The sequence below is a fragment of the Nocardia sp. NPDC049190 genome (genome assembly GCF_040648115.1).
Lineage (GTDB): Bacteria > Actinomycetota > Actinomycetes > Mycobacteriales > Mycobacteriaceae > Nocardia.
This window is the reverse complement of record NZ_JBEZDE010000016.1, coordinates 88999-115384: the sequence shown is the minus strand read 5'-3', so window position 1 is coordinate 115384 and position 26386 is coordinate 88999. Positions and strand designations below refer to the sequence as shown.

Below are 26386 nucleotides of genomic sequence, written 5' to 3'. Positions count from 1 at the left end.
ATTTGCGGAGGGTGCGCCAGCCCTCAGCTGTGGCCGAGTACACGCTGCGGCAGGTCGTCGCCACCTCGCACCCGGCGCAGACCACGCACACCGAGCCCACCGTCGGACTCGATTACGGTACCGGTCATGACCGGCGCCTGCGTGCGTGAGGCAACCAGTACGTACGCCGCACCGTGGTCCTCGGGTTCGGCGAATGTCTTCAGCGGCATCGTCGCCTCGATCGCGGCCACGCGCGCCGCGTCGTCCGCGCCACCCGGGGCCTGCGGGCCAGCGGAGGCGGCGCCGAAGGCGGCGGGACTGGTGATGTTGGTCCGCGTCGCGCCCGGCGCGACGGCGTTGACGCGGATATGTGGCGCGAACTCGTGGGCCAGCTGGCGCATCGCACCCAACGCGGCATGTTTGCTCGCGATGTACATGACGCCTCCGCCATCCGGATAGAAGGATGAATTCGAGAGCGTAATCACGAATGTGCCTTTGGTCGTGAGCAACGCCGGAAGCGCCGCTTTCGCCCCGTGGATGATGCCTTTCACGTTCACCTCGAAGATCTGCGTGAAGGCAGCGTCGATATTCTGTGCCGGGAGGTCGGCGAGTTCGGTGAACTTGTCCCCCATTCCCGCATTCGCCACGAATATGTCGAGCTTCCCGAACGTGGTGACCGCCTTGGCCACAACGGCCTCGTTCTGCGCATAGTCGCGCACGTCGGCGACTATCGTCGTCACCGCGTCGCCCAATTCCGCCTGGACTTCGGCCAACCGTTGCGCGCTCAGATCCGCGACGACGACACGACAACCTTCTTCGACGTAGCGCCGGACTATCGCACGGCCGATACCCGAGCCGCCACCGGTCACGATCGCGACGTCACCGTCGAGCCATCCCATCGCACTCTCTCCTCTGCCGATCGTCAGCGCGGGTGAACGCGCTCAGCTTTCTATGGGTTGGAGGGCGACGCCTCCTTTGACGAGCTTCATCCTGATCGAAACGAGTGGCCGGGGCATTCCGTAGGCCACTCCCCCGACCAGCAGATCGCCGGCATAGGCTGCCGCACAGAAGGTTTCTTCCGCCGCGGAGCCGGCAACGATCTCGAAGCGGTCGGCGAGGCGCGGGACGCCCACGCTCTGTAGCCGGATGCCGAAGTGGTCGGACCAGAAGCTGGGTACCGATCCGAAGGGTGCGGCATCCCGCCCGGCCAGGAGCGCTTTCGCCGCGGCGACACCCTGTTCGACCGCGTTGCTCCAGTGTTCCACCCGCATGCGCAGACCACCGAAGGTCGCGTTGGGCCACGTGACGATGTCACCCGCGGCGACGACGTCGTCGAGGCCGACCACACGCAGAGCCTCATCACACGCGACTCCGTCGCCGATATCGATACCGGAGCTCGCCAGCCAGGCGACGTTCGGCACGGAACCGACCGCGACGACCACGTGATCGGCGTCGATGACAGTGCCGCCGGAGAGGGTGACCCGGTAACCGGTTGCCGTCGGATCGACCTCCGCCACCGTCTGTCCGACGTGCAGGCTCACCCCTGCGTCGGTGAGGAGACGGGTGGCGTTCGCGCTGGCGAGCGGGCCGGCCGGAGCGACCGGAGGGTCGATGCCGACCACCGTCACCTCGACGTCGCGCGAACGTGCCGACGAGGCCACCTCGATGCCGACGAATCCGCACCCGATGATCAGCAGCCGAGTACCCGGCCGCAGCGCCTCCCGCAGACGCAGCGCGTCCGCGAGTTTGCGCACGTAGTGCACGTTGGCCGCGCGCGCGTCGAAGGTCGACAGCGTCCGTGTGCCGCTGCCGGTCGCGAGGATCAGGCCGTCATAGGAAACCTCCGCGCCGTCGCCGGTGACGACGATTTTTTTCGCCGGGTCGAGCGCGACCGCCGGCGAGCCGAGCTTCCATACCGCGTCGAGTTCCTCGGTGCCGGCGAGCCGGATCTCAGCCGGTCCCTGCTCACCGCGAACCACCTCCTTCGACAGAGGTGGTCGGTCGTAGGGCATCTCCGGCTCGTCACCGATCACGGTGACGGTGCCGGGAAAGCCTTCGTTGCGCAGGGTGGTGGCGGCGCGGAGGCCCGCGAGCGAGGCGCCCACGACGACAATGTTGCCGAACTCGCTCACGCGGCACCGCCCACATGCCATGCGGCGATCTCGTCTGGAGTCGACAACCGGACATCGTCGTGACCGGCCACATGCTCCAGTGCCTCGGCGGCGTAACACACCCGGAACGGCCTACCGGACAGGGACGGGTGCGGCCCGAAACCCGGCACACGTCGGAAACCGGCGGTGAACCAGGCGGGGCCGGGCTCGCCGTACTCGTAGTGCTCGCTGTTCACCGCGATCCGCTGGCCATAGGGCAGCTGCCGCGGGGGCCGGTCGGCTATCGCCGAATAGGAGTGGAACGGGTCGCTCATCAGACGTCGTCTCCTGTGGTCGGACTGTCGTGCGGGTTCGAGTCGGCTCACGACAGCAGCCGCGCGAACGACGCCTCGGAATCGCCGAGGCGCGTGTGCGCCACCGTGGCCTCGAGGAAGGCATCGATGACCGAGAGGTCCGCTTGATCGAACATGGGACTGACACACCTTTCTCGTCGATGTGGGGCAGTTGGGGGCTGGTGACGTCGCCCTGCGGCGGCTTACGCGAGAAAAGAATCCGGAGGAAGCGGACCCCAGGTGTTGAGCGTCTTCGTCATACGGTCGCCGGGCTCCCACGCGATGGGCGGCGCGGACGAGTCGGTGATGTGCACCATGTCCGCGAACAGTTCGATTCGAAGGCCGGACGACGGGTCGCGCACGTAGACGAACAGACTCCGGCCCGGCCGATGGCGACCGGGACCGTACTCGATCTTGAATCCCCGGCTGTCGAGGTGATCGAGGATCGGCTGATAGGCGTGCCAGCCTCCGATATCGAGACCGAGGTGATGCACGGTGCCCGGTGCGCCCGGGCGCAGCGCCACATTGTGGTGCTCGGTGTCGGTCCGCATCCAGAACAGCGCGTCACCGATGTACTCGGACAGACGAAGTCCCAGCACGTCGGTGAAGAAGGACGCCGTCGCGGCGGGGTCAGGTGTCTTGAGGTTCACGTGCCCCATACGGCGTGGGCGCAGTACCGACGCACTCGGTGCCGCGACGCGCAGCGCCGACGCCAGCTCGAGCGTGACCGTCAGATCGGCGGTGGGGTCGGTCACCTCGACCGCCGTGTCGGACACCCGCTCGGCGTCGAGCAACGTCTGCAACTCTGCCAAGTCGGCGCCGTCGGGGAGCGCGAACACCAGGCGGTGAACACTGGATTCCGCACCGTGACGCAGCTCGATCGCGCCCTGGCCGCGCCCGCTCTCGTATTCGCCGTCGCACACGGCCAGCAGACGTCCGTCCGTCTCGCGAACGTCCAGCAGGAGTCCCTCGCTGAGGAATTCGGCTGTCGCTTCGGGGTCCGGCACCGTGAGGACCATGCGTTCGACCGTCCCCGGCGCCCGGTCCAACCTACGCGTCGATGGCGATGTACTGGAGGTCGAGGTAGTCATTGATTCCTTCCCTTCCGCCTTCGCGTCCGAGTCCGGACTGTTTGATTCCGCCGAACGGCGCCGCGGCGTTGGACACCAGCGCCCGGTTGAGACCGACCATGCCGAAGTCGAGCCGTTCGGCTGTCCGGAGTGCACGCTCGACATCGCCGGAGTACAGATAGGCGACCAGACCGTACTCGGTGGCGTTCGCGAGCCGGACTGCCTCCTCCAGGTCGTCGAACACGGTCACTCCGGCGACAGGGCCGAAGATCTCGTCGCCGAACATCCGGGCGTCGGCCGGTACCGCGGTGAGCACCGTCGGCTCGAAGAACGTTCCCGGTCCGTCGATCGGCCGGCCACCGGTGCGGATCTCGGCGCCGCGCGCGACCGCGTCGGCGACCAGCCCACCCAGCTTCTCCCGGGCAGTTTCGTCGATGACCGGCCCGACCTCGGTACCCTCGCGCAGACCGTGCCCCACGGTCAAGGCCGCCATCCGCTGGGCGAGCATCGAACTGAACTCCTCGGCGACGGACCGATGCACGAGGAAGCGGTTGGCAGCGGTGCACGCCTCACCCATATTGCGCATCTTGGCGACCATCGCCCCGTCGACTGCGCGCGCGAGGTCCGCGTCGACGTCGACGATGAACGGCGCGTTCCCGCCGAGCTCCATCGACGGACGAATCACGTTCGGCCCGCACTGCGAGATCAGTACCCGACCGACCGCGGTCGAGCCGGTGAACGACACTTTGCGGATACGCCCGTCGGCCAGCAGGGCGCCGCAGACGCCGGGGGCGTCGAGCGTGTTCACCACATTGAGCACGCCCTTGGGCAGGCCCACCTCGAGCAGGGTCTGCGCGAACTTGATCGTGGTCAGCGGCGTCTGCGGAGCGGGCTTGATGATGGCCGTACACCCGGCGGCCAACGCGGCGGCGACCTTCCGCGTGGCCATGGCCAGCGGGAAGTTCCACGGCGTGATCAGCAGGCACGGTCCGACCGGCCGGCGGGAGACGAGCAGCCGCGAGCCACCGTCGGGCGAGCGCCGGTACTCGCTGTCGGGGCGGACGGCCTCCTCGGCGTACCAGCGCAGAAACTCCGCGCCGTAGTCGACCTCGGCCCGCGCCTCGGCCAGCGGTTTGCCCATCTCGGCGGAGATGAGCCGCGCGTATTCCTCGCGCTGTGCGGTCACGGCCTCGAACGCGCGGCGCAGGATCTCCGCGCGTTCGCGCAGCGGCACCCGCGCCCAGCCCGGGGCAGCCGCGTCGATCGAGTCGAGTGCGGCGAGCCCGTGGGCCACCTCCGCGTCGGCGACCCGGGCGATCAATTCGCCCGTCGCGGGATCGAGCACGTCGAACGTAGCCTCGGTGGTGATCCATGCACCGTCGATCAGCAGCCCGCTCGCCACGCCGACCGCCGCGTCCGCGGCTTCTGTAGCAGTAGTCACTTCGTCTCCATCAGTTGCGGCGCGCCGCGCTCTTCAGTTCGGTGATATCGCCGATCTCACGGCCGAGTCCGTGCTCGACAGCACTGTCGATCAGCACCGCCGCCAGAGCGAGGTCCTGCAGCGCCGTACCCACGGACTTGAACACCAGCAGATCTCGGGAACCCTCGGCCGGGACGCGGTACTGCGACCATTCGGCCATCGAGACCAGCGAGGTCCGGTCGATGGCCCCGGCCGAGATGGCGGAGGCGACATCACCGGACTCCGCGAGGACCGAGGCGACGTCGTCGACCAGCACGGCTCGCGAACGCGCGAATGTGGTGTCATCGAGTTCGCGTAGGTCGGGCCGGGTAGATCCGATCGACAGGACGACCGCGCCGGGGGCGAAGGTGGCGCCATCGACGACCGGCTCCGTGGACTTGGTGCACAGCACCGTCATCGGTGAGCCGCTCGTCACCTCCGCGACATCCGCTGCCGGTTCGATATCCAGGCCGAGCGCGTCGCCGAGGCGCTGCGCGAACTCTCGGCGCTTGGATTCCGACCTGCTGTACACACGGACCTTCTCCAGCGGCAGCATATGCGCGAACGCCCGGAGATGGCCTTCTGCCTCGAAGCCGGAACCGATCAGGCCGAGGACATTCGAGCCCTGTGGGCACAGCAGTTTCCCAGCCAGCGCTGTCGTCGCGGCCGTCCGCAGCCGGGTGATCTCGGCAGCGTCGAGTGTCGCCAGCAACTCGCCGGTCTGCTGCCGATACACCAGCAACAGGTAGCGATTGCCGACCCCCTTGGCGAGGGTCATGATCTTCGCGCCCATATGGTCACCCAATGCGGCGGGCATCACCCTGAGGAAGCCGGTCGGGACATTGACGTCGATACGGGTCGGTAGGGCGAACTGCCCCTCCAGGGCCAGTTCGGCGGCGCGGAACGCAATCGTCTCGTCGCAGAGCTGCCTGATCGCGGCGCTGTCGAGGTGCAGAGTCATCGAACCCGACCCGCGTAGAACTCCGCGTCGTCGGCGGGGAGTTCGAAGCCGGAAGCGGCCAGGCCCGCCCGCAACGACTTCATCTGCCCGGGGGCCAGCCTCATCTGGGGCATCCGCAGCAAACCGCCGTTGAACCCGTTCAACCAGCCGAGGTACTTCCATCCCTGACGATGGATGAGGTTCGCACCGGCGAAGGACGCATGGAACGCCGCTTTGGCCTCGCGGGCGGCGTTGTAGCTCCAGAAGATCTCCATCGCCTCATCGAATCGGCCGGCGTTGAGCGCGGCCATCATCTTCGGGACACGATCCCCGAACGACTCGTAGGCACTAGTGCCCCACCAGCGGGTTCCGAACAGGCGTGCCTGTGCGGGAGCCTGCTGCTCCATCGGGTTCTCGACGATGACGTGGTCGCCGCACTTGTCGACGACCTCGGCGAGGGCGGAGAACAGCGCTGAACCGCCACCCTCGTATTTGAGCGCCGCGGCCGTGTCGATCTTGACCATCTCTTCGAGCGCTTCGATCGGAAACCCGGTCGGCGACAGCGGCTTGAATCCCCAGGCCGAGGACGCGAAGAGGATCATCGCCAACCCGGTGCGGTCGGTGACATAGCGCGTGTGCTCGACGATCTCGGCCGCGCTCGTCGGGCGGAAACTCTGCGGGTAGGACAGCAAGCCCGCCTCGGCACCGAGGTCCTCGGACAGCTTCGCCACCTCGATCGACTGCTCGACCGTATCGAAGCTGAGATGGGAAACGATCTTGAAGCCATCCGGCGCCGCTTCGGCCGCGACCTCGAGGAACCGCTTGTACTCGTCGAACGTGGTACCGCTTTCGGCACCGACCAGCGTGCCCCAGAAACCGAGTTCGGCCGCATGGGCGATATCGTGCCGGATCCCCGCCTCGTTCAGCGAGGAGAAATCCTCTGTGAAAGACGGGAGGGTGACGCTGCAGCCACCGGTCCATTCGTTCTTCGCACGTTCCTTGATTTCACTGCGGCGGTACGGAAGCGCCATGATCAGTTGCCTTTCGTGGTCGAACGCGCGATCGAGGCGAGTTCGGGTTCGAACGGGTCGTGTTACTTCGAACTCGCGCCGGCAGGCGGGTCACCCACCATCCGGCCTCGTGTGGAGGTCGGCGTGGCGCCCGCGGGCCGGCAGGGTCGGCGCAGATACTGCGGCCGACGCCCCGATTCGCGCTGGGGACGTTTCCCGAAGCGCTGAGTGGCCTTCTTCGTGCCTGGCTTCGAACGCGTACAGCCGGTCGGCGATGCGTCGGTTCGACACGGCCCGATCGACGTAGTCGCCGGACTCACCGCGTCTCCTCGTTCCAGGTGAGCCACCCAATAGTGCGCACTGTCTACTGTATACACCTATCGGCGTGCGCGCAAGCGCGATATCGTCCGGCCGGCGAACATCGTCGCGCTCAGTGCTCGAGACGTATCGCGTTCATCGGGCATACCGGAATCGCCGCCCGGACGGCCTCCTGCTCGGCTTCGGTCTCGGCTTCGGCCCGGAGCAGCACTGCCTGCCCCGCGTCGTCCAAGTCGAAGAAGGCGGGGGCAGCCACCACACAATTCCCGTAGCCCTGGCACACGCCGAGGTCGATGACAACGTTCATCAGAGGAACACTCCTAGGTTTTTCGTACTCATCGACGATTGGTCGATGATGATGCGTCGCTTGGCGATGAGCCAAGAATCCCCCGCGCGCCGGAGCACGTCTTGCCGCTCCCCCACGATCAGGTCGAAGGCGCCCATATCACCGCGGCTGCGATAGAGCAGGAAATTCGTGCGCACCGCTAGGGCGCCGTCCTCGTCACCCGGTCGCACACGAACATTCGTGATCAGTCGACGCGTATGCGACGGCGGATCCTCTGCCCACGCCACATCTGTGCGAAGACGCTTGGCCCGAAGTTCGAGCGACGCCTTGTTGTCGTCGAAATGACCCAGCTCATCGATGATGTCCGGCGCCGGCGATTTGCGTGTGACACGGATCGGCGCGGTGTATTCGATCTCGGGGGCAAAGAGATCGACCCATTCCTCCCAGCGGCGGTCATCGAGCAGTTCGGCTTCGTGGTAGTAGAAGTCCTGAATCTCGATCCGCGTGGCAAGGTCGATCGCGCCGATGGGCACAGCGGTCACCGCTTCTCCTCCACAATCCGGTCACGCCACACCTTGTAATAGGTGCGAGCCGCTGCCTCACTGAATTTTCCGTCGTAGACGTCACCGGGTCCGGGGAACTCGTCTTTCGCCAGCGTCGGGATATCGAGCCCCATGCCGTAGTGGAGAACGAAATCCTCGTCCCGATAGAGGGCGCTGTCGGACACTCGTGTCTGCATCTCCCAGTTCTCGGTGTCGTCCTGGTCGAACATGCCCGATGAACTGAAGGTCTGCGTGTACATGCGCTTACCGAGTTTCTTCCACCAGTCGGGTGCGTTCTTCTCGACGAAATGCCACGACCACACCTGCGTCTTGTTCGGGCCGGCCGGCTGCCACACCCGCAGCATGGCCCCCGACACTCGCTGCCCATCGACCTCGATGAAGTTCGGAATGAGGAAGGTGAAGTTGGGAAATACATTGCCGTGGAGGTTCTTCAGCCGCGACAACGTATTCAGCTGATCGTCGTCGAGGTTCGAGGCGTACTCCGCGGCAAGTTCGGCGGGGAAATAGCTTTGGCCGTCTCGATGAACGCCGACGCCCAGACCATGACCGCCGCCGACGTCGACGTGGTAGCCGTCGCGGCCGAAGTCCGCGCCCTTGACCATGCCCAGACGCTGGAGAAAGGAGTGCGCGGTGGCGGTGTGATAGGCATCGGAGGCGAAATTCTCCGCGGGCAGCCGCCAGTTCGTCGGGATGATCCATCGCTCCGGGTAGCCGACGACCTCCATCTCCGCGCGCCCCACGATCAGATCGAGGTACCACTTCGCGTCGCCGAGGAACTCGTCGAGTGACGAACCCTCTTTCGACCAGGTGGCGAAGATCAGGCCTTTGTATGTTTCACAGCGCGCCTCGACGAGGTGGAGCGCGGCACGGTCCAGGCCCTCGGGATAAGCCACCTTCTCGAATGGCGCACCCATGAACGTGCCGAGGAAATCGCCCTTGGATCCGTAGGTGAAACCGTGATACGGGCAGCGCCAGTTGTTGACCTCACCAAAGTCCTCGCAGGCCAGCCGCATCCCGCGGTGGCGGCACGCGTTGAGGAAGACGCGGACGACAGCATCATCACCCCGTCCCACTATCACCGACTCCTCGCCCATCGTGCGGGTCACGAACGAGCCGGCGCGCGGAACCTCGGAGACATGACCGACGAACAGCCAGGTACGCCCGAAGATGCGCTCGATCTCGAGCTCGTACACAGCGGGATCGGTATAGGTGAACATCGGGATTCGACCTTGCTCCGGCAGCACCGTCTCGCGAATACGGTCCTCGAGCTCAAGTCGACCCTGAACATCATAGCGACTCATGTAGACAGAATACATTTGCATTTTCAGAAAGATAGAGGGCAGGCCACAACCTTTACCCCCACAATGCACCGTACCCCTCCCGGAGCGACCACCCCCTGCCAGCACACACTCGTCGGACAACCCGCGCAAGCTGCGACAAGGACGCTCTACTACGCGAGGCCGACCCGTCCGGCGCGACGAGATCATCGATGGGCCGACTGCTGCGCCGAGAGCCACCGCGATGGTTCCCCGATGGTGGGCTCCCGCGCCGGCGGCCGCGGCCGCCGGCTTCGCCACGGCCCGATCCCCGAAGGTGCCCGCTTCGACCCAGGTCAGCGACGACTCGACGAGTCACGCCGGCCACGGTGTGTTCAAACGGCGAAACCCGTGTTAACCTTCCCCGGAAATGTATTCAGTCGCCACTTCGGCACGGAGGGAGCCTCTCCGTAGCCCGGCACGCGATCGCCGCCGTAGCCTGCCGCGGTCGGAAGACCGGAACCGGCGGAGAGCACCTCGACCGCACATTTCATAGATATCTGCTGTACCGAGGTAGAGAGCTGATCATGCGCCTTGCCATACCGGATCTTGTGTCCAACTCGTATTTCCCCGCCATCGCCGCGGTCGAACTGGGTTACCTGCGCGACGAAGGCCTAGACGTGGAACTCGAACTGATGTTTCCGGTCACGGACGCCGCAATTGCCCTGCGGGACGGGGAAATCGATTTCCTCGCCGGCTGCGCGCATGCGCCCTTCTACGCCGATCCCACCTACGGCGACGCGCGACTGCTCGCCTCGCTGGCGCGGAACATGTACTGGTTCCTGGTCGTCCGCCCAGACCTCGACATAACCCGCCGCACGCTCGGCAACCTGCGCGATATCCGGATCGGCGCCGCGCCCGGACCCGACCTCGGTCTGCGGCGCCTGCTGGAAACCGAAGGTGTCGACTTGGCCGACGTCACCATCGCGCCGGTACCCGGAACCGCGGGCAACGTCTCGTTCGGCGTCACCGCGGCCCAGGCACTGCGGGACGGGAAGATCGATGCCTTCTGGGCCAACGGCATGGGCGCCGAGGTCGCAGTGCGCACCGGCGCCGGAAAAATGATCGTGGACGCCCGACGAGATGGCGCAGACGCGGCACTGTTCACCTTTCCCGCGCTCATGACATCCGGCCGGATGATCCGCGAGCAGCCCGACGCGACCGCCGCGGCCGTCCGCGGGATCATGCGCGCGCAGCGTGAACTGCGCCGCGATACCTCGCTGGCGACGAAGGTCGGCTCGGCCCTGTTCCCGGCGATGGAGGCCGGACTGATCGCCGGCCTGATCGAGCGTGACCTCGACTACTACGGCCCGGCGATCTCCGAGAAGGCCGCCGAAGGACTCGCCGCGTTCGCGAAGGCCGGTGGGCTCACCGACCGCGAACTGGCCTACACCGACATGGTCGAGTCCTCCGTGCGCGGGCTGTGGGAGTCCCGGTGAAGATCGCACTCGTCCAGATCGCCAGCCCCGCAGCCGAACCAGTGGCCGAGCGCCGGGACCGCGTCGACGACCTGGTGCGCTCGGCCGGGGACGCGGATCTGATCGTCCTGCCGGAACTGTGGGCCGCCGGATACTTCGCGTTCGACGACTACGACCGTGAGGCCGAGCCGACGACGGGACCGACCGTGTCACGGCTGGCCGAACTCGCCCGCGAGACCGGGTCGTACGTGCACGTCGGCAGTTACGTCGAACGGCTCGCCTCCGGCGCACTGCGCAACACCGCGGCGCTGCTCGATCCGCGAGGCACCGTCGTGCACAGTTACAGCAAGATCCACGTCTTCGGCTACCAGTCGAAGGAAGCCCAGCTACTGGTCCCAGGAGAGTCGGTCACCGCGACGCGCACGCCGTTCGGCGCCGTCGCCGGCACCACCTGCTACGACCTGCGCTTCCCGGAACTGTGGCGGTGCCTCGTCGACGCCGGCGCACAGGTGGTCATCGTCCCCGCCGCCTGGCCTGCCGCGCGCCTGGCGCACTGGCAGCTGTTCACGTCGGCGCGCGCGGTCGAGGAACAAGTGCTGTTGATCGCGTGCAACGCCACCGGCACCCAGGCCGGCGTCGAACTCGCTGGGCACAGCCGGGTCGTCGACCCGTGGGGCACCGTGCTCGCCGAGGCGGGAACACATGAGGGCATCACGTGGTGCGAGGCCGATCCCGGCGTGGTGCCCGCGGTACGTGATGAGTTCCCGGTCCTCGGCGACCGGCTGCCGTCCTATAGCGGCCTGATCCAAACACAAGAGGTGTGAACACAATGCTGTCATTCACTGTCCACGACACCGGCGAAACGATCGAAGTCGGCGATTTCGACCTCGTCGTCGCCGGCTACACCGGCCGCGACGAGAAATCGGTGCGTGCGCACATCGAGGAGCTCGCCGCCATCGGTGTGGCGCCGCCGGATTCGGTGCCCGCCTTCTACGAACTCGCCCCGAGCCTCGCCACCCAGGCGCCGGCGATCTCCGTGTCCGGCCCGAACACCTCCGGTGAGGTGGAACCCGTGCTCGTGCGCGCGGGCGGTCGCCTGTTCCTCACCGTCGGCTCCGACCACACCGACCGCGACATCGAACGCGACAGCGTGCTCGAGTCCAAGGCTGCGTGCCCGAAGCCGCTCGGCACCACGGTCATACCGATCGCGGATCTCGATTTCGACGCGCTCACCGCGGAGTCCACCGTGGACGACAAGCAGTACCAGCACGGCCCGCTGACCGCGCTGCGAGTCACGACCGACGTGCTGGCCCTGTATCCGGGGAAAGCCGACCGCGACCTGATCCTGTTCGGCGGCACACTCCCCCTGCTGGGTGGCGAGTTCATCGTCGGCACCGCCTGGACCATCTCACTCACCGTGCCGGGCGGGGCCACCCTCGCCCACGCCTATTCCCTGGTCTGAAAGGACAAACCATGCCCAAGCCGGAATTCGAGTTCTTCCCGGCGACCGACGTTCCGTTCACCGCCTGCGAAGGCAAGGCCGACGGTCTCACCGAACGCATTCTCGCCGCCGACGGCGACACCGGCGTGGCCACCCGCATCCTGCACTTCGACCCGGGCACGGACACGACCCCGAATGGCGTCCAGGTACACGACTTCTGGGAGGAGGTCTACATCCTGGAAGGCTCCTTCACCGATACCCGGCTGGGACGAACCTTCACAGCGGGTGATTACGCCTGCCGCCCACCGGGGATGGAACACGGCCCGTGGACCAGTGCGGAAGGCTGCACAACTTTCGAGGTCCGGTACCGGCTGTAAGCGATCGGTCTGGATACGAGCCGGGTCGGGCGACTCTGTTGCTGTGGCAACGTGTTCCGATTGACGCCATACCCCGACCGAGCACCTCCAGGCCCAGGTCACGACCGGCGGTGGCCGGTCACCGAATCGGCGAGGCTCGAACCGACCCGATGCGGGGCAATGCTCAAATCGGCGGCTCAAATCGGCGCTCCGTCGATCCAGCCGGATTCGATGGTGCGCTGACGTTCACCGATCGGCTGCGCGATGGGTAGGGCACCGGTGACGCCCATCGAAACGGGTGCCCAGCACCCGGATGGTCAGTACTGCCGGGGCGCCTGGCGTTCCCGCAGAACAGCACCGCCCTCGTCCTCGATGGCGACGCGGTCGGGCGGTACACCCCCACGAAACCAGGACCAGCGAATCCAGGTGACTCCATCCGCCGCTGGTGCACCTCGACCGCGACGTCACACCGGCGAACGCTTCTCGTGCTAGAAGTCGGTCCAGGCGGATGCTCTGTCGTCGATGACAGTTCCGCGCATGAGCCACGTCGGGCCTTCGGCGTAGACGCTGGCTTCGGCGAAGAACGCACTGAAGTAGGGACCGTTGGCGTGTGTGCGGAAGGCATCGATGTCGACGTAGACCTCGTTGAGGTAGAAGACGTTCGGGTTCTCCTCGTCCGCGATGACGCCGAACCTGCGCGAGCCCGGCTCGTTCGCCAGTGAGTCGTCCGCGGTCTTCTCGGCGACTCGGACGAAGTCGTCGCGATGTTCCGGCTGGACGGTGAAGGACACGAGGAACTGGTACATGGACGGCCTCCTCGAGCGTGATGTGATGCCGGCGCCACCTCGCCCGCAGGACCTGATCGTTGCTCAGCCCAAGACAAGAGCACTAGCAGTTCAGTCAGTGAACTAATTCTCGACTTTAGCACAAGCCAGTTCAGTGAGCGAACTCGCAGAGTAGATTGCAGGCATGTCTCTTCCCAGCACCTACGCGGACCGCAACTGCTCGCTCGCACGAGCGTTGGAGGTCGTCGGCGAGCGGTGGACACTGCTGATCATCCGCGACGCGTTCTACGGGGTACGCCGGTTCGGAGACTTCGCCACCCAACTCGGCATCCCCCGCGCCGTCCTGACCAACCGGCTGAAGCTGCTGGTACGGGAAGGCGTGCTCACCCGCGGCGACGGCGGAGCAGGAACCGTCGAATACCAGCTCACCACCAAGGGCCTCGAACTCTGGCCGATCGTGCGCGCTCTGATCAACTGGGGCGACGCGTTCTACTCGCCGACCGGAGTCAAACGCGCCCTGCGCCACGACGAGGACGGAGGCCTACTCGATCACGAGGGACGGTGCGGGCAATGCGATTCGGTCGTCGCGGTCCCGGAGATCCGCATCGAACCCGGCCCCGGGTTCGAGCCAGCGAACTCCGAGGCCGATCCCGTGTCCGCAATACTCAACACACCACGGCGCCTTCTCGCACCGATCACGACCTCCGCTCGCAAATCAGCCTGAAGATAGCAAGCGACGCCATCGCCTTGCCGTCACATCCGCCAACGGACGATCAGCCGCAAACGCAGCTCTGCCATAACTGACACCACGCTCGCCAACGACACCCTGTTGTCGACGCCTCCAGAGGGTGGTGCAGGTAAGGCCGCGGCCACCACAAGCTCCTCGACGGCCGGTTCGGTTAGCGAACAGCGATGAGCAATGCGGCGACCCACCAAACCGTTAGATACGACAAGAACCATTCATGCCTACTAGAGAATTGATATTGCCCTCGACCGGCATGACTGGCCCGGCACTCAGCACAGGATCGGCCGGTATGAGGCAGCACGGGAAGAGCGGGCGTGGCCGGCATCGCACTGGGCTGGCGCGGTTCGGGGTGGCTGGCTGGTCAGTCGACCACTATCGGCCAGTGGAGTTCGGTGCGCAGTTCACGAGGATCCATCTCCGGCGAAGGCTCGGTGATGTACACCTCCCAACGCTTTTCACCTGCGGTAAGGCCTTGGCTCTCGATCCACGAGTGCAGTTGGTCCCATGCGGAACCCAACCCCTCGAATCCACCCACGTGGATCAGCCGCGCAACCTGACCGCCGGGGAGCGAACCGGCGATGACATCGCCGGTCGGCTCGACTGCACGGTTGACGGCGAACCCGACCTCGATGTCGATCAAGTCACCCGCACTCCCGCGGTAGAGACCGAAGGCCGGACTCGAAATTTCCAGGCGCTGCGCGGTAATCATCTCGACCAATGCGCCGAACGATGCGTCGAAGAAGTCGCGTAGACCAACCAGGGGAACAACATCCCGGATAGCGGCGGTCGCCGCCGGATCGATGCTTGTCAGCTTGGGCACAGGTGCAGTGGTCATCGGTTCCTCCAGAGTCGAGATCGTGTGTGCTCGTGACTATCGACGTTCGGACTCCGAAAAACTCATCGAACCGAGTAGTGGCGTTCTCGACGTATCACGACGAGCGGGCAGGCATGGCCTTCTACAGCCAACGCCGACCCCTGCGCCGCACGATCACGTTCGGGCTCAGCGAAACGGCTGCCGTCAGCTACACCGTGCTCGCCCGAGACCTCGCGCAGCGCCCACAGAAACCGCTGACAACCGGCCCGGCACCTGACCCCGTTCACGGGGTTCCCTCCCGCCTTCCCCAGCCGAGGCTTCAGTGCACGATTCAGGGGTCCGGGAATGCGCCTGAGATTGTTCCGACTTGCCGTTGGCCAGGGAAAGTCGGGCTTCTCACTTTCATGTGCGTGCACAAGAGGGTGCTGCCTACCGTCGGTGTTGTGACCGAGAAGACGATTCCTTTGTTGATGGCTCGATCCATTGAGCCGGTGGCCGATTTCTACACCGCGTTGGGGTTCGAGATCACGTTCCGCCAAACCAAGCCCTACCAGTTTCTGAGCGTGAAGCGTGGCGGTATCGAGCTGAACTTCCATGGGGACAAGGCTTTCGATCCGCAGTCCTGCACGCATGGCTGCCTGGTCGACACCGATGACGTCGACTACCTGTACGCGGTCTTCACCGCCGCGCTGGGCGAGGTCTTCGGGTCGGTGCCCGTGCGGGGCGTCCTGCGGGTGGGTGTATTGAAGGACACGACCTACGGGGTGCGACAGTTCCTGATGACGGATCCCGGTGGGAACACCATCCAGGTCGCGCAGTCGATCAGTGCGGATCAACGACACCGGCCATTGCCGCGGTCGACCTTCGACCGAGCCGTTCATATGGGCTCACTGTTCGCCGATTCCAGACAGGACCTGGGATCGGCAGCGAAGGTCCTCGACCGCGCGTTGCACCGAACCGATGAGCAGCCGACGCCGGTCCAGCTGGTGAAGCTGCTGGTGCTGAGGGCCGATGTGGCGCTTCGCCGCGGCGAGCCGGACCTGGCCCGAGAACTGTTGGCTCGGGTCCGAGCGGCAGGGGTCAGCGAACCGGAACTGGTCGATGACCTGCGACGGGCCACCGAACTCGAAGCCGCACTGTGACCGGGATCCAGCCGCCGTGTCGCCTGGACCGCGATCATCGGCCGAACGCGTGCGGACCGGCTGCCACCGGCCACATCTGAGCCGTCCAAGAGCTACGGGACCCGCGCTCAGGGGGCCTTCCTCAGGTCGAAGTCGGACCGGCGTTCGCGCACGGCTGCCACTACCTTGGCGACCTGGGCGTCGAAAGCGTCGAGCTGCTCAGCTTCGGCAGCGCTCGCGACGAAGGCGCGACGATCGCAGGCTGTGCCCGCGCGCCATACCCGCTCGATCGCTCGTGTCGCGGTGATGTCGGTCAGCGGGTTACCGGACACGAGGATCAGGTCCGCGCGTCGCCCGGGCGCGACACGTCCTCGGTCGGCGAGGCCGAACGCCCGTGCCGTTTCGGTTGTGGCCGTGGCTAGTGCCTGCGTCGGGCTGATGCCGCATCGGACAAGGAGTTCCAGCTCCCGGTGCAGGCTTGCTCCGAACACGGTCCCTGGGTTCGGGGCATCGGTGCCCGCCAGCAGAGTGATCCCCGCGTCGGCCAGTCGCCACACGTTGTCCTCGGCCCGCGAGTAGGGCGGCATTTCCCGGCCGCCCCATCCTGAGGCACTCGAGGTCAACCGGCGTGTCCAGGCGTCCCCGAGCGCCTCAGCGAGCCGCGGATCCCCTGACACTGCTGCGCCACCCGGCTCACCGAGGGTGTTCTCGATGGTGGCCAGCGTCGGACCGACCACGATTCCGGCCTCGGCCATGCGTTCGATGAGGGCCTGGTCCAGCTCACTGTCCGCGGGGACGTGGGCGATCACGTCGACACCGGCGGATACGACCTCTTCGACACCGGCCGTCGAGCTCACGTGAGCGACGACGACCAGTCCACGGGCGTGCGCGGCAGTGACGAGTGCCTTGATGGTTTCGGAGTCCAGCGACGGCCATAGCCCCCCGGTACCAGAGATGATCTTCAGATAGTCCGAGCCCTCCGCGATCCGTTCCGCGACGAACTGCTCGGCCTGACCAGCATCGGTCAACGTCGGGAAAGGGGCATACATCATCGACGGGTGCCCGCCCGGCGCGGTGGCGCCGATACCCGAGGAACGCACATCGGCCACGTCCGGACGGGAGCCGGCCTGCTCCTTGGCCCTGGCCACCAGGTCGGGTTTGCTGAACATGTCGAGAACGGTGGTGACGCCGAAGGTCGACGATTGGGCCAGCGCGCCGGGAACGAGATGGACGTGCGCGTCGATCAGACCGGGAAGCACAGTCCCGCCACCCGCGTCGATCACTTCGTCGCCTTCTCGAGCGGTCGAGGCCGCCGAGCACTCGGTTATCGGACCGTCAGCGAACCGGACCGAAGTCCAGTCCTGCGACTTCGTCCCGTCGAATACCTTCGCGTTCACGATCGTTGTTGCCGCGGCCCGCCAGCGTCCCTCTGACACATGCACCGGTTCCACCATGCCGCCTCCTTCCACCTGACTGATGACGTCTACTCCCACGCTCTACTCCAGCCGATCTCACCAGGGCCGATCAACGACCAACCCAGCCATGAAACAATCACCACAAGAAGTCGGTCGAGGTGAGAAGGGCAGTGGCGATGGAGGTCCGGCAGCTGCGCTATTTCGTCGCCGTCGCCGAGTGCGAACACATCGGCCGGGCGCGGAGGCCCTGCACATCGTTCAACCCGCGGTGAGCAAGCGCACTACCCGACCCCACACCCCGCGCCGCCGCGCTGAGCCTGCTCACCGCCGCACAGACGAGCACCGCAAGCAAGCGCCGTCGAGCGGTAGTTGATTCGGCAACTATCGTTCATGCTTGCGGCAGGCCGGTCTGCGACCGACCCTGACAAGCCGCTCCGAGCCAGGGCTTGACTACACCAAGATGATCGACCATATTGGACGCCGACGGAGGGACGAAGGTGGCACAACCAAGCAAGCGGGCCGCGATTCTCAACGCGGGACGCGCAGAGTTTCATGAGCGCGGCTACAACGCCACCGGCATTGCCGGAATTACGACACGCGCCGACGGCGCGCACAAAGGCTCGTTCTACAACCACTTCCCCAGCAAGGAAGACCTTGCCATCGAAGTGATCACGGATTACGGCAAGAGCCAACGCATGGAGATGCTGCACGATGTGAGCGTCGAGCCGTTGGCGAGAATACAAGCCCACTTCGAATTCATGGCGGAAGAACTTCGCAAGGAAGGACTTCACCTGGGCTGCCTGCTCGGCAACTTCGCCGCCGAGATGTCATCCGAGACGCCTCGAATGCGCGCGACCGTGATCGGAAAACTCACAGCCTGGTCCAGCCTTCTGGCAGCCGCCCTCGACGAGGCCGCGAACATCCACTCCGCCGAAGGGCACGACTCCGAAACGACCGCCTGGCTCATGATCGACGCATATGAGGGTGCGGCCCTGCGAGGCCGAGCAACCGACTCGCCGGCGCCGATGAACAGCTTTCTCACCGTCGGCCTTCCACAGATGCTCCGCGCCTTCGCAGAGCACTACACCAGCTGACCGCTCGGGCCCGCGACTTCATCGCAGCCCTCTTCCCCTGCTCAAGATGGTCGACCATATTTAACCGTTTCAAGCCGGCTGTCCATTCGGACGCCCGGCCCGAGTAACCCGAAAGTTTCACATGAGCACCTACAGAGTTATCGAAGTCGGACCCAGCGGCGCGCTGCGGGCCTCCGAACGCCCACTTGTCGAACCCGCCCCAGGGCATGTCCGGATTCGAGTGCAGGCATGCGGCATCTGCCACACCGATAGCGTCGCCGTGCACGAACACCCAGAAAGTGAAGAAGGACGGGTACCCGGCCACGAAGTCGTCGGCGTCATCGATGCCCTCGGCGCCGATGTCAGTCGCTGGGAAGTCGGCGACCGTGTCGGTGTCGGATTCCTCGGGGGACACTGCGGTATCTGCGATCACTGCCGCCGTGGCGATTTCGTCGCCTGCACCGACCAGCCGCAGACCGGGGTCACCGTCGACGGGGGCTATGCCGAAGTCCTGTACGCGCGCGCCAGCGGCCTCGCCGCCATTCCGGCCGAACTCACAGCACAAGAAGCTGCGCCACTACTTTGCGCCGGATTCACCACCTTCAACGCCCTTCGCAAAGGCAAGGCCGCCGCCGGCGACCTCGTGGCCATCCAGGGCATCGGCGGCCTCGGCCACCTGGGAATCCAGTACGGAGTCAAAATGGGCTTGCGCGTTGCCGCGATCGCCCGCGGTACCGCGAAGCGCGAACTCGCGCTCCAACTCGGCGCACACCACTACATCGATGCTGCGGCAACGAATTCCGGCGACGAACTCAAGCAGCTCGGAGGCGCACAGGTCATCGTCGCGACGGCTGCCAGCGGCAGCTCGATGACCCCCCTGCTCGGAGGGCTCGCGGTCGGCGGTCGCCTCGTCGTTGTCGGCGCCTCGGCCGAACCTCTCTTCGTGACACCACTGGAACTCATCTTCAGAGATGTGAACATCGGCGGCTCCCTCACCGGGAGTTCCATCGAGAACGAGGACAACCTCGAGTTCGCTGCCGCACAGGGCATCCGCGCTCTCGTCGAGCCTGCCCGCCTCGACGATGCGGCCAGCGCCTATGACCGGATGATGAGCGGCGACGCCCGCTTCCGGATGGTCTTGACCGTCGATGACACTCCACTGCCGTAATCGCCCGAATGCACGCGGCGTCGCCCTTCGACGGCGAGCTGAACGCCGTCCTCACCGAACGAAGGGCACGTCAGCCGCATCGAGATGATCAAGCGCCAAATGCTCGGCCGGGCACTGCGGGACCTTCTCTGGAAACGAAACCCGTTGGGCGACTGAGTAACCCGTTCGACAAATCAGCACATTGCGCATTATCCAGCTCTCGGCATAACGCAATAGGTCACCCGGTCGCTCAACAGGACTCGTTGCCCAGCTGGTGCGAACGAAGCACCGTCCACCATATGGTTGGCCTGCGACTTCCGGATGTCTACCAGGTCGTCGGACGGCGGCGTTCGGGCTCATACGGTTGGGTGATGATCTCGATACCGTTGCCACCGGGATCGCGGAAGTAAACACCGCGACCACCGTGGTTGTGGTTGATCTCGCCGACTTGCTTGCCCATCGGATCGGCATGGAAGGTCACGCCGGTCTCGACCAGCCGCGCGAACACGGCGTCGAAGTCATCCTCGGGGATCAGGAAACAGTAGTGCTGCAGCCGCAGATCCTCCGACGGCACGGAAGCGAAATCCAGGCGGACGCCGTTGCGGGTTTCGACGGGAACGAACGGCCCCCAGGGTTCGCCGACGTCCAGTCCGAGAATGGTTGCCAGGAATTCAGCGGACTCCCGGTTGTCCCGCGACGGAATGATCAAATGATTCAACTCGACAGAAACTGTCATGGCGTGTGCCTCCTACAAGGCAACTCCCAGCACCTCCATGCTTCACCCAGCCGGTGACCAACACGCGATGCCAGCCGAGACTCTAACAGACCTGATGGAAGACGGTCACCATGATTCCTGCAGCCCTGGACACGGGATGTGGGACAGATCCAGTAGTGAACCGGAGCCGACACGTGGCGGTTCGGCTTGTCGTCCTCGCCGACACAGATGTTGTCGAACTCGGCAAACTCGGGTGTTCCCGTGCCGTTTGAGCGTAAGCCGCGATGACCTCATCGCGAACTGCCTGATCGAGAACGCGCCACAACGCAGCGTGAACCGACCCGAGACGAAAGACGCACAACCCAAAACGGATCCATAAGCGAACCCGAAGCCGCTTGACACATACAGAGGTATTACGGATTTGGTACCGCTTTCTCCCTCCGCCGACCGACTGTGGTTGCCTGTGACTATGAAACGCCTCGAGTAGTTCGCAGCCAGTCCTCGACAACAGCGAAGTCCTCGTCGCCGAGGCCCCGGGATGCCTCGATGCGATGAAGAAGTGCTCGGCCTTGTTGGCGCGACGCTACCCAATCGCGGTCGGAGTCGGTGATCTCGTCATCAACCCAGGCAAACGGTCGGCCGGCCGCCCAGTCCACCAAGGTCCGGGTCTTCCAGTGCAGCCCGAGCCATTGGTCCTCGCGCTGATGTTCATCCGACGAGTCCGGCCAGGCAACCACTGGTAGTCGAGGAAGCCCGATCCGCGGCGCCATCTCCGTGTTCGCCTCGTGCTCCCACGCGGTCGCCCACACAAGCTGACATGGCAGCGCCGCCAACCGAAGTCCGACTTTCGGGCTCAACCGTGCCAAATGCCAGTCCGGGGCCGAGGTGCGCGGCTCGGGCCGCGTATCTGCACCGAAAGGCAGCAGTGGCCCGTCGACATCGAGGAAGACCAGCGGGCGCCCCATGTGATCGGTCATGAGCCACACGGTATCGGTCTGCCTATCTCCAGAAGACGCCCATAACGTGAACTTCGAACGTGTGGACTTCGACACGCTGTCATGCCGATGCGCGAATGTTCGCGTCCCGGGCCCGGCCTGTCTGCAGCCCGGTGACGGGCAGGTGGCCGGGGCCGGGTGCGGTCCAGGTTCCGCAGGGCTGTCACACCGGTTCGACGGGTAGCCACAGTTCGCAGGTCGCGGTGCTGAAGTCGTCCGCACGCTCTAGGACCGTAACGATCGAGGGACCTGGTCGCAGACGCCACGGGTTGGAGGGAAACCAGTCGGTAGCGGTCGCGGCCCAGGTCTGCTGCAGGGCCTGTGGGTGGGGCCCGACGGTGCGGAATACCGCCCATTTCCCAGCCGGGACGTTAATGGCATCGAGGTCGTCGGGGGCTGGCGTGCCCTGACAGACAGCGACCCCGTGCAGGTAGGTCAGTTCGCTGCCCTCGGTGCCGTCGGGGTCGAGGTCGTCGCACACTTGCAGCAGGCCGCCCGGATCGGTGTCGCCGAGGGCCTTCAGCCGCACATGCTCCTGCTGCGGCAGTGCGGTGATGTGCGCCTGGATGTGCGGGTTGATGCCGTGGTGGATGAGCGGGACCCGGGCGGCGTGTCCGACGAGCCGGAATGCGGGGCGGTCGATGATGCGGGTGTCCATGGGGGTGCTCCCTTCGACGGTCAGGCGGAACCTGAGTTGCGGTTGTGTGCGAAGAGGGCCTCCGTCGCGGCGAACGTCACTGGGGCCGGCGCCGTGGACCGCTCGGAACGCACGTCCGAAGGCCTCGGTCGAGCCGTAACCGTGCCGGACAGCGATGCTCAGCAGATCGTCCTCGCCCCGGACGACATCGGCGGCGGCGACGGTCATGCGACGCCGGCGCACGTAGTCCGACAGCGGCATCGCAGCCAACGACGAGAACATCCGACGCAGGTGATACTCGGTCGTACCGAGCGCCCTGGCCAATCCGTCGACGTCGAACTCCTCGGTGAGGTGCTCCTCGACAAGGTCGACAAGCTGGTTCAGTGCAGCGATCACGGGGGCCTCCTTCCGGCATCAACCTTGGCGCACAGCATCCCGGCTGCGCCCGACCGCAGCGATCCGATCCGATCGGTCGATTCGGACTGCCGTCGAGATTCGCCGATAGACAAGGCTATAGATCGCCGATGAAGTCCATTGGCGCCGCGATCAGCCGAGCGGGAGTTCGACGAATTCGATCGGGCCGAACTCGTACACAGCTTGGTCGAACGCTCCGCCGAACTCGTCATGGTAGGTGTCGGTGATGACGTTCCAGTCCGCATCGCAATAGAACTGGTACACGCCACAATCGGCGGCGTACCGCGCAATCATCAGTCCTGCGAAGGCGTCGAGAGCGTGCGCGCCGCCCTCGTGCCGCGTCCTTCCGGTAGGCACGACTCCACGGATATCCGCTGTTGCGAGCACCAATGCGCCATCGCTGAACTGCGGGATACCCGGCATAGGCTGATTGTCCATCAGCGTCGATTGCCCGCAACCCCTGGAGGCTAGAGCCCGAACACCCCGCCCTCGGTGAGGATGAGCGCGCCGATACCGATCAGCACAATCGACATGAGGACGTGACCCCACTTCGACAGCGCCTTCGCGATCAGTGGACGGGTGTCGAAGTAGCGACCCGCCACGCACCACAGCGCGACGCCGAGGAGGAACACCACCACATACACGGCCATGCCGGTGACGCCGGCGACGGCGAACACCGGCACGTAAACGCCGATGTTGTCACCACCATTGGCCAGGGTGACCGCGGCGACCTGCACGATCCCCGGCCCCTCGCCGCCGTCGCGTAGCTGGTCCTCCTCGGTTGAGTCGCCGTGTTCCCGCCACGCCTTCCACCCGGCCCGCGCGCCGAGCAGCAACGGCAGCAATCCCAGGTACGGGATCGCCGACTCCGGCAGCAGTCCGACACCCAACGCGCCGACCACCGCGGCCGCCACGATCGCGGCGAACCCCAGATATCGGCCGATGACGAGGCGAATCGCCTTCACGCGGGTCGCGGTGTGGCCGAAGAACAGCGCCGAGATCAGGATCCGAACGGATGTGACAACGATGTTCGGGTAGCGGTGACTTGATCGAGAGTAGGCCCGCGTCAGCCGATTTGTTCGGCCAGCGCGATGATGATGCCCGCGGGGCCCCGCAGATAGCAGAGCCGGAAGATGCTTTCGTACTGCGCCACCTCGCCGAGGAGTTCGGCGCCGTGGGCGCGCAGGCGGGCGATGGTGTCGTCGATGTCGTCAACGGCGAACATGACGCGATGCAGGCCCAGCGTGTTGGGCGGAGGACTCTCCGGCTCGGCGCCGGACGCCGCGGGGGTGTGGTATTTGGTCAGCTCCAGCTTGCTGTGGCCGTCCGGGGTCCGCATCATCGCGATGTCGCTCCGGACGCCGTCGAGCCCGACAGTGCGATCCGCCCAAAGGCCCTCGATCTGCGCCTGCCCTCGAGTTCCATGCCGAGGGCGGTGAAGAACGCGACAGCCACGTCCAGGTCATCAACGACAATGGCGACGTTGTCCATCCGCTGAATGGTCATATCTCCGATGTTCTCCTTGGCGTGGTACGGCTCATTGTGGCCGTGTCTACTCCTGGGACGGAGCCGCACGCGGATTCTCGACATCCCGCCGAGACATCCCCGACGCTCCGTGATGCCGACCAACGTCATCAGCAGCGAAGTCACGCACCGGCCATCCCACCACACGATCCCAGTCGCCGAATCATCCTCTACCAGGCGACATTTCGAACCTCGTAGAATTTTCGGCGATTACGACAGGGATCTCATCCTCGAGCAACGGAGAGTGGCACGGCGAGAAAGCGTTGCAGCACAGCCCTGCTCCAAAGGCTGACTACCGATAGCTGCGGGAATGTGAACGTTACCGGCGGTCAGCGCCGGGGGCGCCGGATCGCGCGCGGCTGTACCGACACCCCCGAACGCACGCGCTAACCGTTTTTGATCCCCCCGTATCTCTCGCAATCCTCTGCTGTAAGCCCGCACTGATGGGCATTGGCAGTTGATGCGCACCAATAACTCGGCCCCCAGGTGCATGGGTTGGATCCGCCAGGAGCAGATCGCGTCGCCGCAGGATCGGACGTGCCGGAGGTTGCGTCGGTGGGCCGGGTCGGCGCAGCCGCGGTGCGGACACCGTTGGGTGCTTGTGCGGTCGCGGTGCCTGCCGCGGCCAGTGAACCGAAAACGAGCGCAGCGGCTGCCACCGCAGCCGCGATCTCGGTGTGAATCAACGTGTATCCCTTCTGTCGAAGCGGAACAGCCTTGAACAAAAATACCGGCGTCAGCAGAGGGAACGCGGAGATTCGGCAGAAACCTGTCGAGTGGATGGTGGGCCCTGATATTGGGTCGGCAGAGGTAAGCCAAAACCGGCCACGGGCGATCTCGAGCCGAGTGCCGGGCAGCGAGTAGCGGATCCGTCCGGGGCTCCCTGTTGCGATATCCCGGATCCGGCGGCTGACAAGAGTCGTTGCCGTGTCCGTGGTTTCCCTGGTGGATACAGCACGGGTTCGAGTCGCACTCGGTCACGGTTCGAGGGCTTCGGCGATTGGTCCCGGCCGGTATCGGTCGGTGGTTTTTTTGGATCTGTTGTCGCAGGTGGGCAGCAATGTTTGAAAAACGGACTGAAACGGACCGAAACGGACTGACAAAGGTATTGCGCCGTAGTGGGTCTCGGGTGGTTACTGGAATAGAGCCGGGGGAGTAGATGGTGGCGGAGGTTCCGCCGGTGCAGAAGAAACCATTACAGCAAGGGGTTCCAACGTCATGCCTACTATCACGTCTATATCCCCGATATCGGGGCCTGCCAATACCGTTGTCACGATAACCGGAACCGGTTTCGTCCCTATTGTCACGACCGTGAAATTCGGTAATGTGGCGACCTCTTTCACGGTGGACTCGCCCACGCAGATCACCGCGATCGCCCCCGCCTATTTGTCCGGCACGGTGCTGGTCACCGTCACCACCTCGACTGGTGGCACCAGCAATGGGGTTCCGTTCAACTACGTCGCGGTTCCCGTGTTGAACAGCATCAGCCCCAACCAAGGGCCCACTTCGGGCGGGACGACGGTCACGCTCACCGGGTCGGGTCTGACGGGAGCCACCGCGGTCAATTTCGGTGGCACACCGGCGACTTCGTTCATCGTCAACACCGATACGCAGATCACGGCCGTCTCTCCGGCCGGGACGGGGATCGTGCCGGTCACCGTCACTGGTCCGGGCGGCACCAGTGGTGCGGTTTCCTTCATCTACGTAGTGGTCCCGACTATCACTTCCATCTCCCCGACCGCAGGCCCCCCCTCTGGTGGTAACAGCGTCATCATCACCGGCACCGGGTTCACCGGTCCTTTGACCGTCCGGTTCGGCACCACCGCAGCCATCTTCACCATCAACTCGCCCACCCAGATCACGGCAATCGCCCCACCCGGAACGGGAACGGTGCTGGTTACCGTCACCGGCTCGGGCGGAACCAGCAACGGCCTGCCCTACACCTATGCTGTCGTGCCCACCCTCGCCTCCATCGTTCCCAGTTCGGGACCGGTGACCGGCGGCACCACAGTAGTACTCACCGGTACCGGGCTGACCGGTGCGACCGCGGTGAATTTCGGCGCCACACCGGCGACCTCGTTCACTGTCAATTCCGACACCCAGATCACCGCGGTCGCCCCACCCGGAACCGGAACGGTATTGGTCACCGTCACCACCCCCAGCGGAACCAGCAACGGTGTCGCCTACACCTATGCTGCCGTGCCCACCTTGGCAGCCATCGTTCCCAGTTCGGGCCCGGTTTCCGGCGGTACAACCGTTGTGCTTACCGGGACAGGACTGACGGGCGCGACCGCGGTGAATTTCGGCGCCACACCAGCGGCCTCGTTCACCGTCGACTCCCCCACCCAGATCACCGCCGTCGCCCCCGCCGGAACCGGAACGGTACTGGTCACCGTCACCAC

At 65.4% G+C, this 26386-nt stretch carries 27 protein-coding genes and 1 pseudogene; 9 read left to right on the top strand and 19 right to left on the bottom strand.

Annotation, left to right across the window (positions count from 1 at the left end; all coding sequences use genetic code 11):
- Window positions 1-23 precede the first annotated feature (23 nt).
- The 10 genes from AB0B25_RS16525 to AB0B25_RS16480 form a co-directional block, all read right to left on the bottom strand.
- Window positions 24-878, bottom strand: a complete 855-nt coding sequence (locus tag AB0B25_RS16525; protein WP_357179596.1) for an SDR family NAD(P)-dependent oxidoreductase — start codon at window positions 876-878, stop codon at window positions 24-26.
- A 42-nt stretch (window positions 879-920) separates the two neighbouring features.
- The gene (locus AB0B25_RS16520; protein WP_357179593.1) at window positions 921-2111 is read right to left on the bottom strand and encodes an FAD-dependent oxidoreductase; all 1191 of its coding nucleotides are present in this window, start codon (window positions 2109-2111) and stop codon (window positions 921-923) included.
- Window positions 2108-2404, bottom strand: a complete 297-nt coding sequence (locus tag AB0B25_RS16515) for a hypothetical protein (RefSeq protein WP_357179590.1) — start codon at window positions 2402-2404, stop codon at window positions 2108-2110. Before AB0B25_RS16515 ends, AB0B25_RS16520 begins: the two co-directional genes overlap by 4 nt.
- 221 nt (window positions 2405-2625) lie before the next feature.
- A complete protein-coding gene (locus AB0B25_RS16510) occupies window positions 2626-3441 on the bottom strand; it encodes a VOC family protein (protein WP_357179587.1) in 816 nt (271 codons plus the stop codon).
- 31 nt (window positions 3442-3472) lie between these two features.
- Window positions 3473-4933 (bottom strand): NAD-dependent succinate-semialdehyde dehydrogenase, encoded by a 1461-nt coding sequence (locus tag AB0B25_RS16505; RefSeq protein WP_357179584.1) that lies wholly within the window; start codon window positions 4931-4933, stop codon window positions 3473-3475.
- A gap of 10 nt (window positions 4934-4943) precedes the next feature.
- On the bottom strand, window positions 4944-5912 hold the full coding sequence (locus AB0B25_RS16500) for an ornithine cyclodeaminase family protein (RefSeq protein ID WP_357179582.1): 969 nt from the start codon (window positions 5910-5912) through the stop codon (window positions 4944-4946).
- Window positions 5909-6922, bottom strand: a complete 1014-nt coding sequence (locus tag AB0B25_RS16495) for a dihydrodipicolinate synthase family protein (RefSeq protein ID WP_357179580.1) — start codon at window positions 6920-6922, stop codon at window positions 5909-5911. The genes AB0B25_RS16500 and AB0B25_RS16495 overlap by 4 nt, the downstream gene beginning before the upstream one ends.
- Window positions 6923-7331: 409 nt before the next feature.
- Entirely contained in the window at window positions 7332-7526 is a 195-nt protein-coding gene (locus tag AB0B25_RS16490) for a ferredoxin (protein WP_357179578.1), read from the bottom strand.
- Window positions 7526-8047, bottom strand: a complete 522-nt coding sequence (locus AB0B25_RS16485) for a 3-phenylpropionate/cinnamic acid dioxygenase subunit beta (protein WP_357179575.1) — start codon at window positions 8045-8047, stop codon at window positions 7526-7528. Before AB0B25_RS16485 ends, AB0B25_RS16490 begins: the two co-directional genes overlap by 1 nt.
- Window positions 8044-9369: an SRPBCC family protein gene (locus AB0B25_RS16480; RefSeq protein WP_357179573.1), complete on the bottom strand. Its 1326-nt coding sequence runs from the start codon at window positions 9367-9369 to the stop codon at window positions 8044-8046. Before AB0B25_RS16480 ends, AB0B25_RS16485 begins: the two co-directional genes overlap by 4 nt.
- Window positions 9370-9911: 542 nt before the next feature.
- Here AB0B25_RS16480 and AB0B25_RS16475 point away from each other — a divergent pair.
- Genes AB0B25_RS16475 through AB0B25_RS16460 form a run of 4 tightly spaced genes read left to right on the top strand, consistent with a single transcriptional unit; the run spans window position 9912 to window position 12620 of the window.
- Window positions 9912-10823 (top strand): ABC transporter substrate-binding protein, encoded by a 912-nt coding sequence (locus tag AB0B25_RS16475; protein WP_357179571.1) that lies wholly within the window; start codon window positions 9912-9914, stop codon window positions 10821-10823.
- Window positions 10820-11626: a carbon-nitrogen family hydrolase gene (locus tag AB0B25_RS16470; RefSeq protein ID WP_357179569.1), complete on the top strand. Its 807-nt coding sequence runs from the start codon at window positions 10820-10822 to the stop codon at window positions 11624-11626. The genes AB0B25_RS16475 and AB0B25_RS16470 overlap by 4 nt, the downstream gene beginning before the upstream one ends.
- Window positions 11627-11631: 5 nt before the next feature.
- Window positions 11632-12264, top strand: coding sequence for a DUF2848 family protein (locus AB0B25_RS16465; RefSeq protein WP_357179567.1), 633 nt, complete (start codon window positions 11632-11634; stop codon window positions 12262-12264).
- Between the two features lie 11 nt (window positions 12265-12275).
- Entirely contained in the window at window positions 12276-12620 is a 345-nt protein-coding gene (locus AB0B25_RS16460) for a cupin domain-containing protein (RefSeq protein WP_357179564.1), read from the top strand.
- 467 nt (window positions 12621-13087) lie between these two features.
- Here AB0B25_RS16460 and AB0B25_RS16455 read toward each other — a convergent pair whose 3' ends face one another.
- Window positions 13088-13405: a putative quinol monooxygenase gene (locus AB0B25_RS16455; RefSeq protein ID WP_357179561.1), complete on the bottom strand. Its 318-nt coding sequence runs from the start codon at window positions 13403-13405 to the stop codon at window positions 13088-13090.
- A 163-nt stretch (window positions 13406-13568) separates the two neighbouring features.
- Between AB0B25_RS16455 and AB0B25_RS16450 the strand changes: the two genes are divergently transcribed.
- The gene (locus AB0B25_RS16450; RefSeq protein WP_357179558.1) at window positions 13569-14108 is read left to right on the top strand and encodes a helix-turn-helix domain-containing protein; all 540 of its coding nucleotides are present in this window, start codon (window positions 13569-13571) and stop codon (window positions 14106-14108) included.
- A gap of 382 nt (window positions 14109-14490) precedes the next feature.
- On the opposite strand, the gene AB0B25_RS16445 is transcribed toward AB0B25_RS16450, so the two are convergent.
- Window positions 14491-14964, bottom strand: coding sequence for a GyrI-like domain-containing protein (locus AB0B25_RS16445; protein ID WP_357179555.1), 474 nt, complete (start codon window positions 14962-14964; stop codon window positions 14491-14493).
- A 422-nt stretch (window positions 14965-15386) separates the two neighbouring features.
- Here AB0B25_RS16445 and AB0B25_RS16440 point away from each other — a divergent pair, with 422 nt between their 5' ends.
- Window positions 15387-16085, top strand: a complete 699-nt coding sequence (locus AB0B25_RS16440) for a VOC family protein (protein WP_357179553.1) — start codon at window positions 15387-15389, stop codon at window positions 16083-16085.
- A gap of 107 nt (window positions 16086-16192) precedes the next feature.
- Here the strand turns inward: AB0B25_RS16440 and AB0B25_RS16435 are convergent, their stop codons facing one another.
- A complete protein-coding gene (locus AB0B25_RS16435; RefSeq protein ID WP_357179551.1) occupies window positions 16193-17518 on the bottom strand; it encodes an amidohydrolase family protein in 1326 nt (441 codons plus the stop codon).
- A gap of 434 nt (window positions 17519-17952) precedes the next feature.
- On the opposite strand from AB0B25_RS16435, the gene AB0B25_RS16430 reads away from it, so the two are divergent.
- Window positions 17953-18573, top strand: a complete 621-nt coding sequence (locus AB0B25_RS16430) for a TetR family transcriptional regulator C-terminal domain-containing protein (RefSeq protein ID WP_357179549.1) — start codon at window positions 17953-17955, stop codon at window positions 18571-18573.
- Window positions 18574-18694: 121 nt separating this feature from the next.
- Window positions 18695-19720: an alcohol dehydrogenase catalytic domain-containing protein gene (locus AB0B25_RS16425; protein WP_357179548.1), complete on the top strand. Its 1026-nt coding sequence runs from the start codon at window positions 18695-18697 to the stop codon at window positions 19718-19720.
- A 304-nt stretch (window positions 19721-20024) separates the two neighbouring features.
- On the opposite strand, the gene AB0B25_RS16420 is transcribed toward AB0B25_RS16425, so the two are convergent.
- The 6 genes and pseudogenes from AB0B25_RS16420 to AB0B25_RS16395 form a co-directional block, all read right to left on the bottom strand.
- Entirely contained in the window at window positions 20025-20435 is a 411-nt protein-coding gene (locus AB0B25_RS16420) for a VOC family protein (protein ID WP_357179546.1), read from the bottom strand.
- 446 nt (window positions 20436-20881) lie between these two features.
- Window positions 20882-21391, bottom strand: a complete 510-nt coding sequence (locus AB0B25_RS16415; protein ID WP_357179544.1) for an HAD domain-containing protein — start codon at window positions 21389-21391, stop codon at window positions 20882-20884.
- Window positions 21392-21572: 181 nt separating this feature from the next.
- Complete coding sequence (locus AB0B25_RS16410; RefSeq protein ID WP_357179542.1) at window positions 21573-22442, bottom strand: AraC family transcriptional regulator; 870 nt, start codon at window positions 22440-22442, stop codon at window positions 21573-21575.
- 150 nt (window positions 22443-22592) lie between these two features.
- The gene (locus AB0B25_RS16405; RefSeq protein WP_357179540.1) at window positions 22593-22898 is read right to left on the bottom strand and encodes a hypothetical protein; all 306 of its coding nucleotides are present in this window, start codon (window positions 22896-22898) and stop codon (window positions 22593-22595) included.
- Window positions 22899-22927: 29 nt separating this feature from the next.
- Entirely contained in the window at window positions 22928-23488 is a 561-nt protein-coding gene (locus AB0B25_RS16400) for a cadmium resistance transporter (RefSeq protein ID WP_357179663.1), read from the bottom strand.
- A 38-nt stretch (window positions 23489-23526) separates the two neighbouring features.
- Window positions 23527-23966, bottom strand: a pseudogene (locus AB0B25_RS16395) (VOC family protein).
- A gap of 1236 nt (window positions 23967-25202) precedes the next feature.
- On the opposite strand from AB0B25_RS16395, the gene AB0B25_RS16390 reads away from it, so the two are divergent.
- A partial coding sequence (locus tag AB0B25_RS16390; RefSeq protein WP_357179538.1) for an IPT/TIG domain-containing protein occupies window positions 25203-26386 on the top strand: 1184 nt, incomplete at its 3' end.

What these genes read in the sequence shown, in the direction of transcription:
- AB0B25_RS16525 (WP_357179596.1), bottom strand. Translation starts at nt 878, where the DNA reads ATGGGATGGCTCGACGGTGACGTCGCGATCGTGACCGGTGGCGGCTCG.
- AB0B25_RS16515 (WP_357179590.1), bottom strand. Translation starts at nt 2,404, where the DNA reads ATGAGCGACCCGTTCCACTCCTATTCGGCGATAGCCGACCGGCCCCCG.
- AB0B25_RS16510 (WP_357179587.1), bottom strand. Translation starts at nt 3,441, where the DNA reads ATGGTCCTCACGGTGCCGGACCCCGAAGCGACAGCCGAATTCCTCAGC.
- AB0B25_RS16500 (WP_357179582.1), bottom strand. Translation starts at nt 5,912, where the DNA reads ATGACTCTGCACCTCGACAGCGCCGCGATCAGGCAGCTCTGCGACGAG.
- AB0B25_RS16495 (WP_357179580.1), bottom strand. Translation starts at nt 6,922, where the DNA reads ATGGCGCTTCCGTACCGCCGCAGTGAAATCAAGGAACGTGCGAAGAAC.
- AB0B25_RS16490 (WP_357179578.1), bottom strand. Translation starts at nt 7,526, where the DNA reads ATGAACGTTGTCATCGACCTCGGCGTGTGCCAGGGCTACGGGAATTGT.
- AB0B25_RS16480 (WP_357179573.1), bottom strand. Translation starts at nt 9,369, where the DNA reads ATGAGTCGCTATGATGTTCAGGGTCGACTTGAGCTCGAGGACCGTATT.
- AB0B25_RS16475 (WP_357179571.1), top strand. Translation starts at nt 9,912, where the DNA reads ATGCGCCTTGCCATACCGGATCTTGTGTCCAACTCGTATTTCCCCGCC.
- AB0B25_RS16465 (WP_357179567.1), top strand. Translation starts at nt 11,632, where the DNA reads ATGCTGTCATTCACTGTCCACGACACCGGCGAAACGATCGAAGTCGGC.
- AB0B25_RS16460 (WP_357179564.1), top strand. Translation starts at nt 12,276, where the DNA reads ATGCCCAAGCCGGAATTCGAGTTCTTCCCGGCGACCGACGTTCCGTTC.
- AB0B25_RS16455 (WP_357179561.1), bottom strand. Translation starts at nt 13,405, where the DNA reads ATGTACCAGTTCCTCGTGTCCTTCACCGTCCAGCCGGAACATCGCGAC.
- AB0B25_RS16450 (WP_357179558.1), top strand. Translation starts at nt 13,569, where the DNA reads ATGTCTCTTCCCAGCACCTACGCGGACCGCAACTGCTCGCTCGCACGA.
- AB0B25_RS16445 (WP_357179555.1), bottom strand. Translation starts at nt 14,964, where the DNA reads ATGACCACTGCACCTGTGCCCAAGCTGACAAGCATCGATCCGGCGGCG.
- AB0B25_RS16435 (WP_357179551.1), bottom strand. Translation starts at nt 17,518, where the DNA reads ATGGTGGAACCGGTGCATGTGTCAGAGGGACGCTGGCGGGCCGCGGCA.
- AB0B25_RS16425 (WP_357179548.1), top strand. Translation starts at nt 18,695, where the DNA reads ATGAGCACCTACAGAGTTATCGAAGTCGGACCCAGCGGCGCGCTGCGG.
- AB0B25_RS16420 (WP_357179546.1), bottom strand. Translation starts at nt 20,435, where the DNA reads ATGACAGTTTCTGTCGAGTTGAATCATTTGATCATTCCGTCGCGGGAC.
- AB0B25_RS16415 (WP_357179544.1), bottom strand. Translation starts at nt 21,391, where the DNA reads ATGACCGATCACATGGGGCGCCCGCTGGTCTTCCTCGATGTCGACGGG.
- AB0B25_RS16405 (WP_357179540.1), bottom strand. Translation starts at nt 22,898, where the DNA reads ATGGACAATCAGCCTATGCCGGGTATCCCGCAGTTCAGCGATGGCGCA.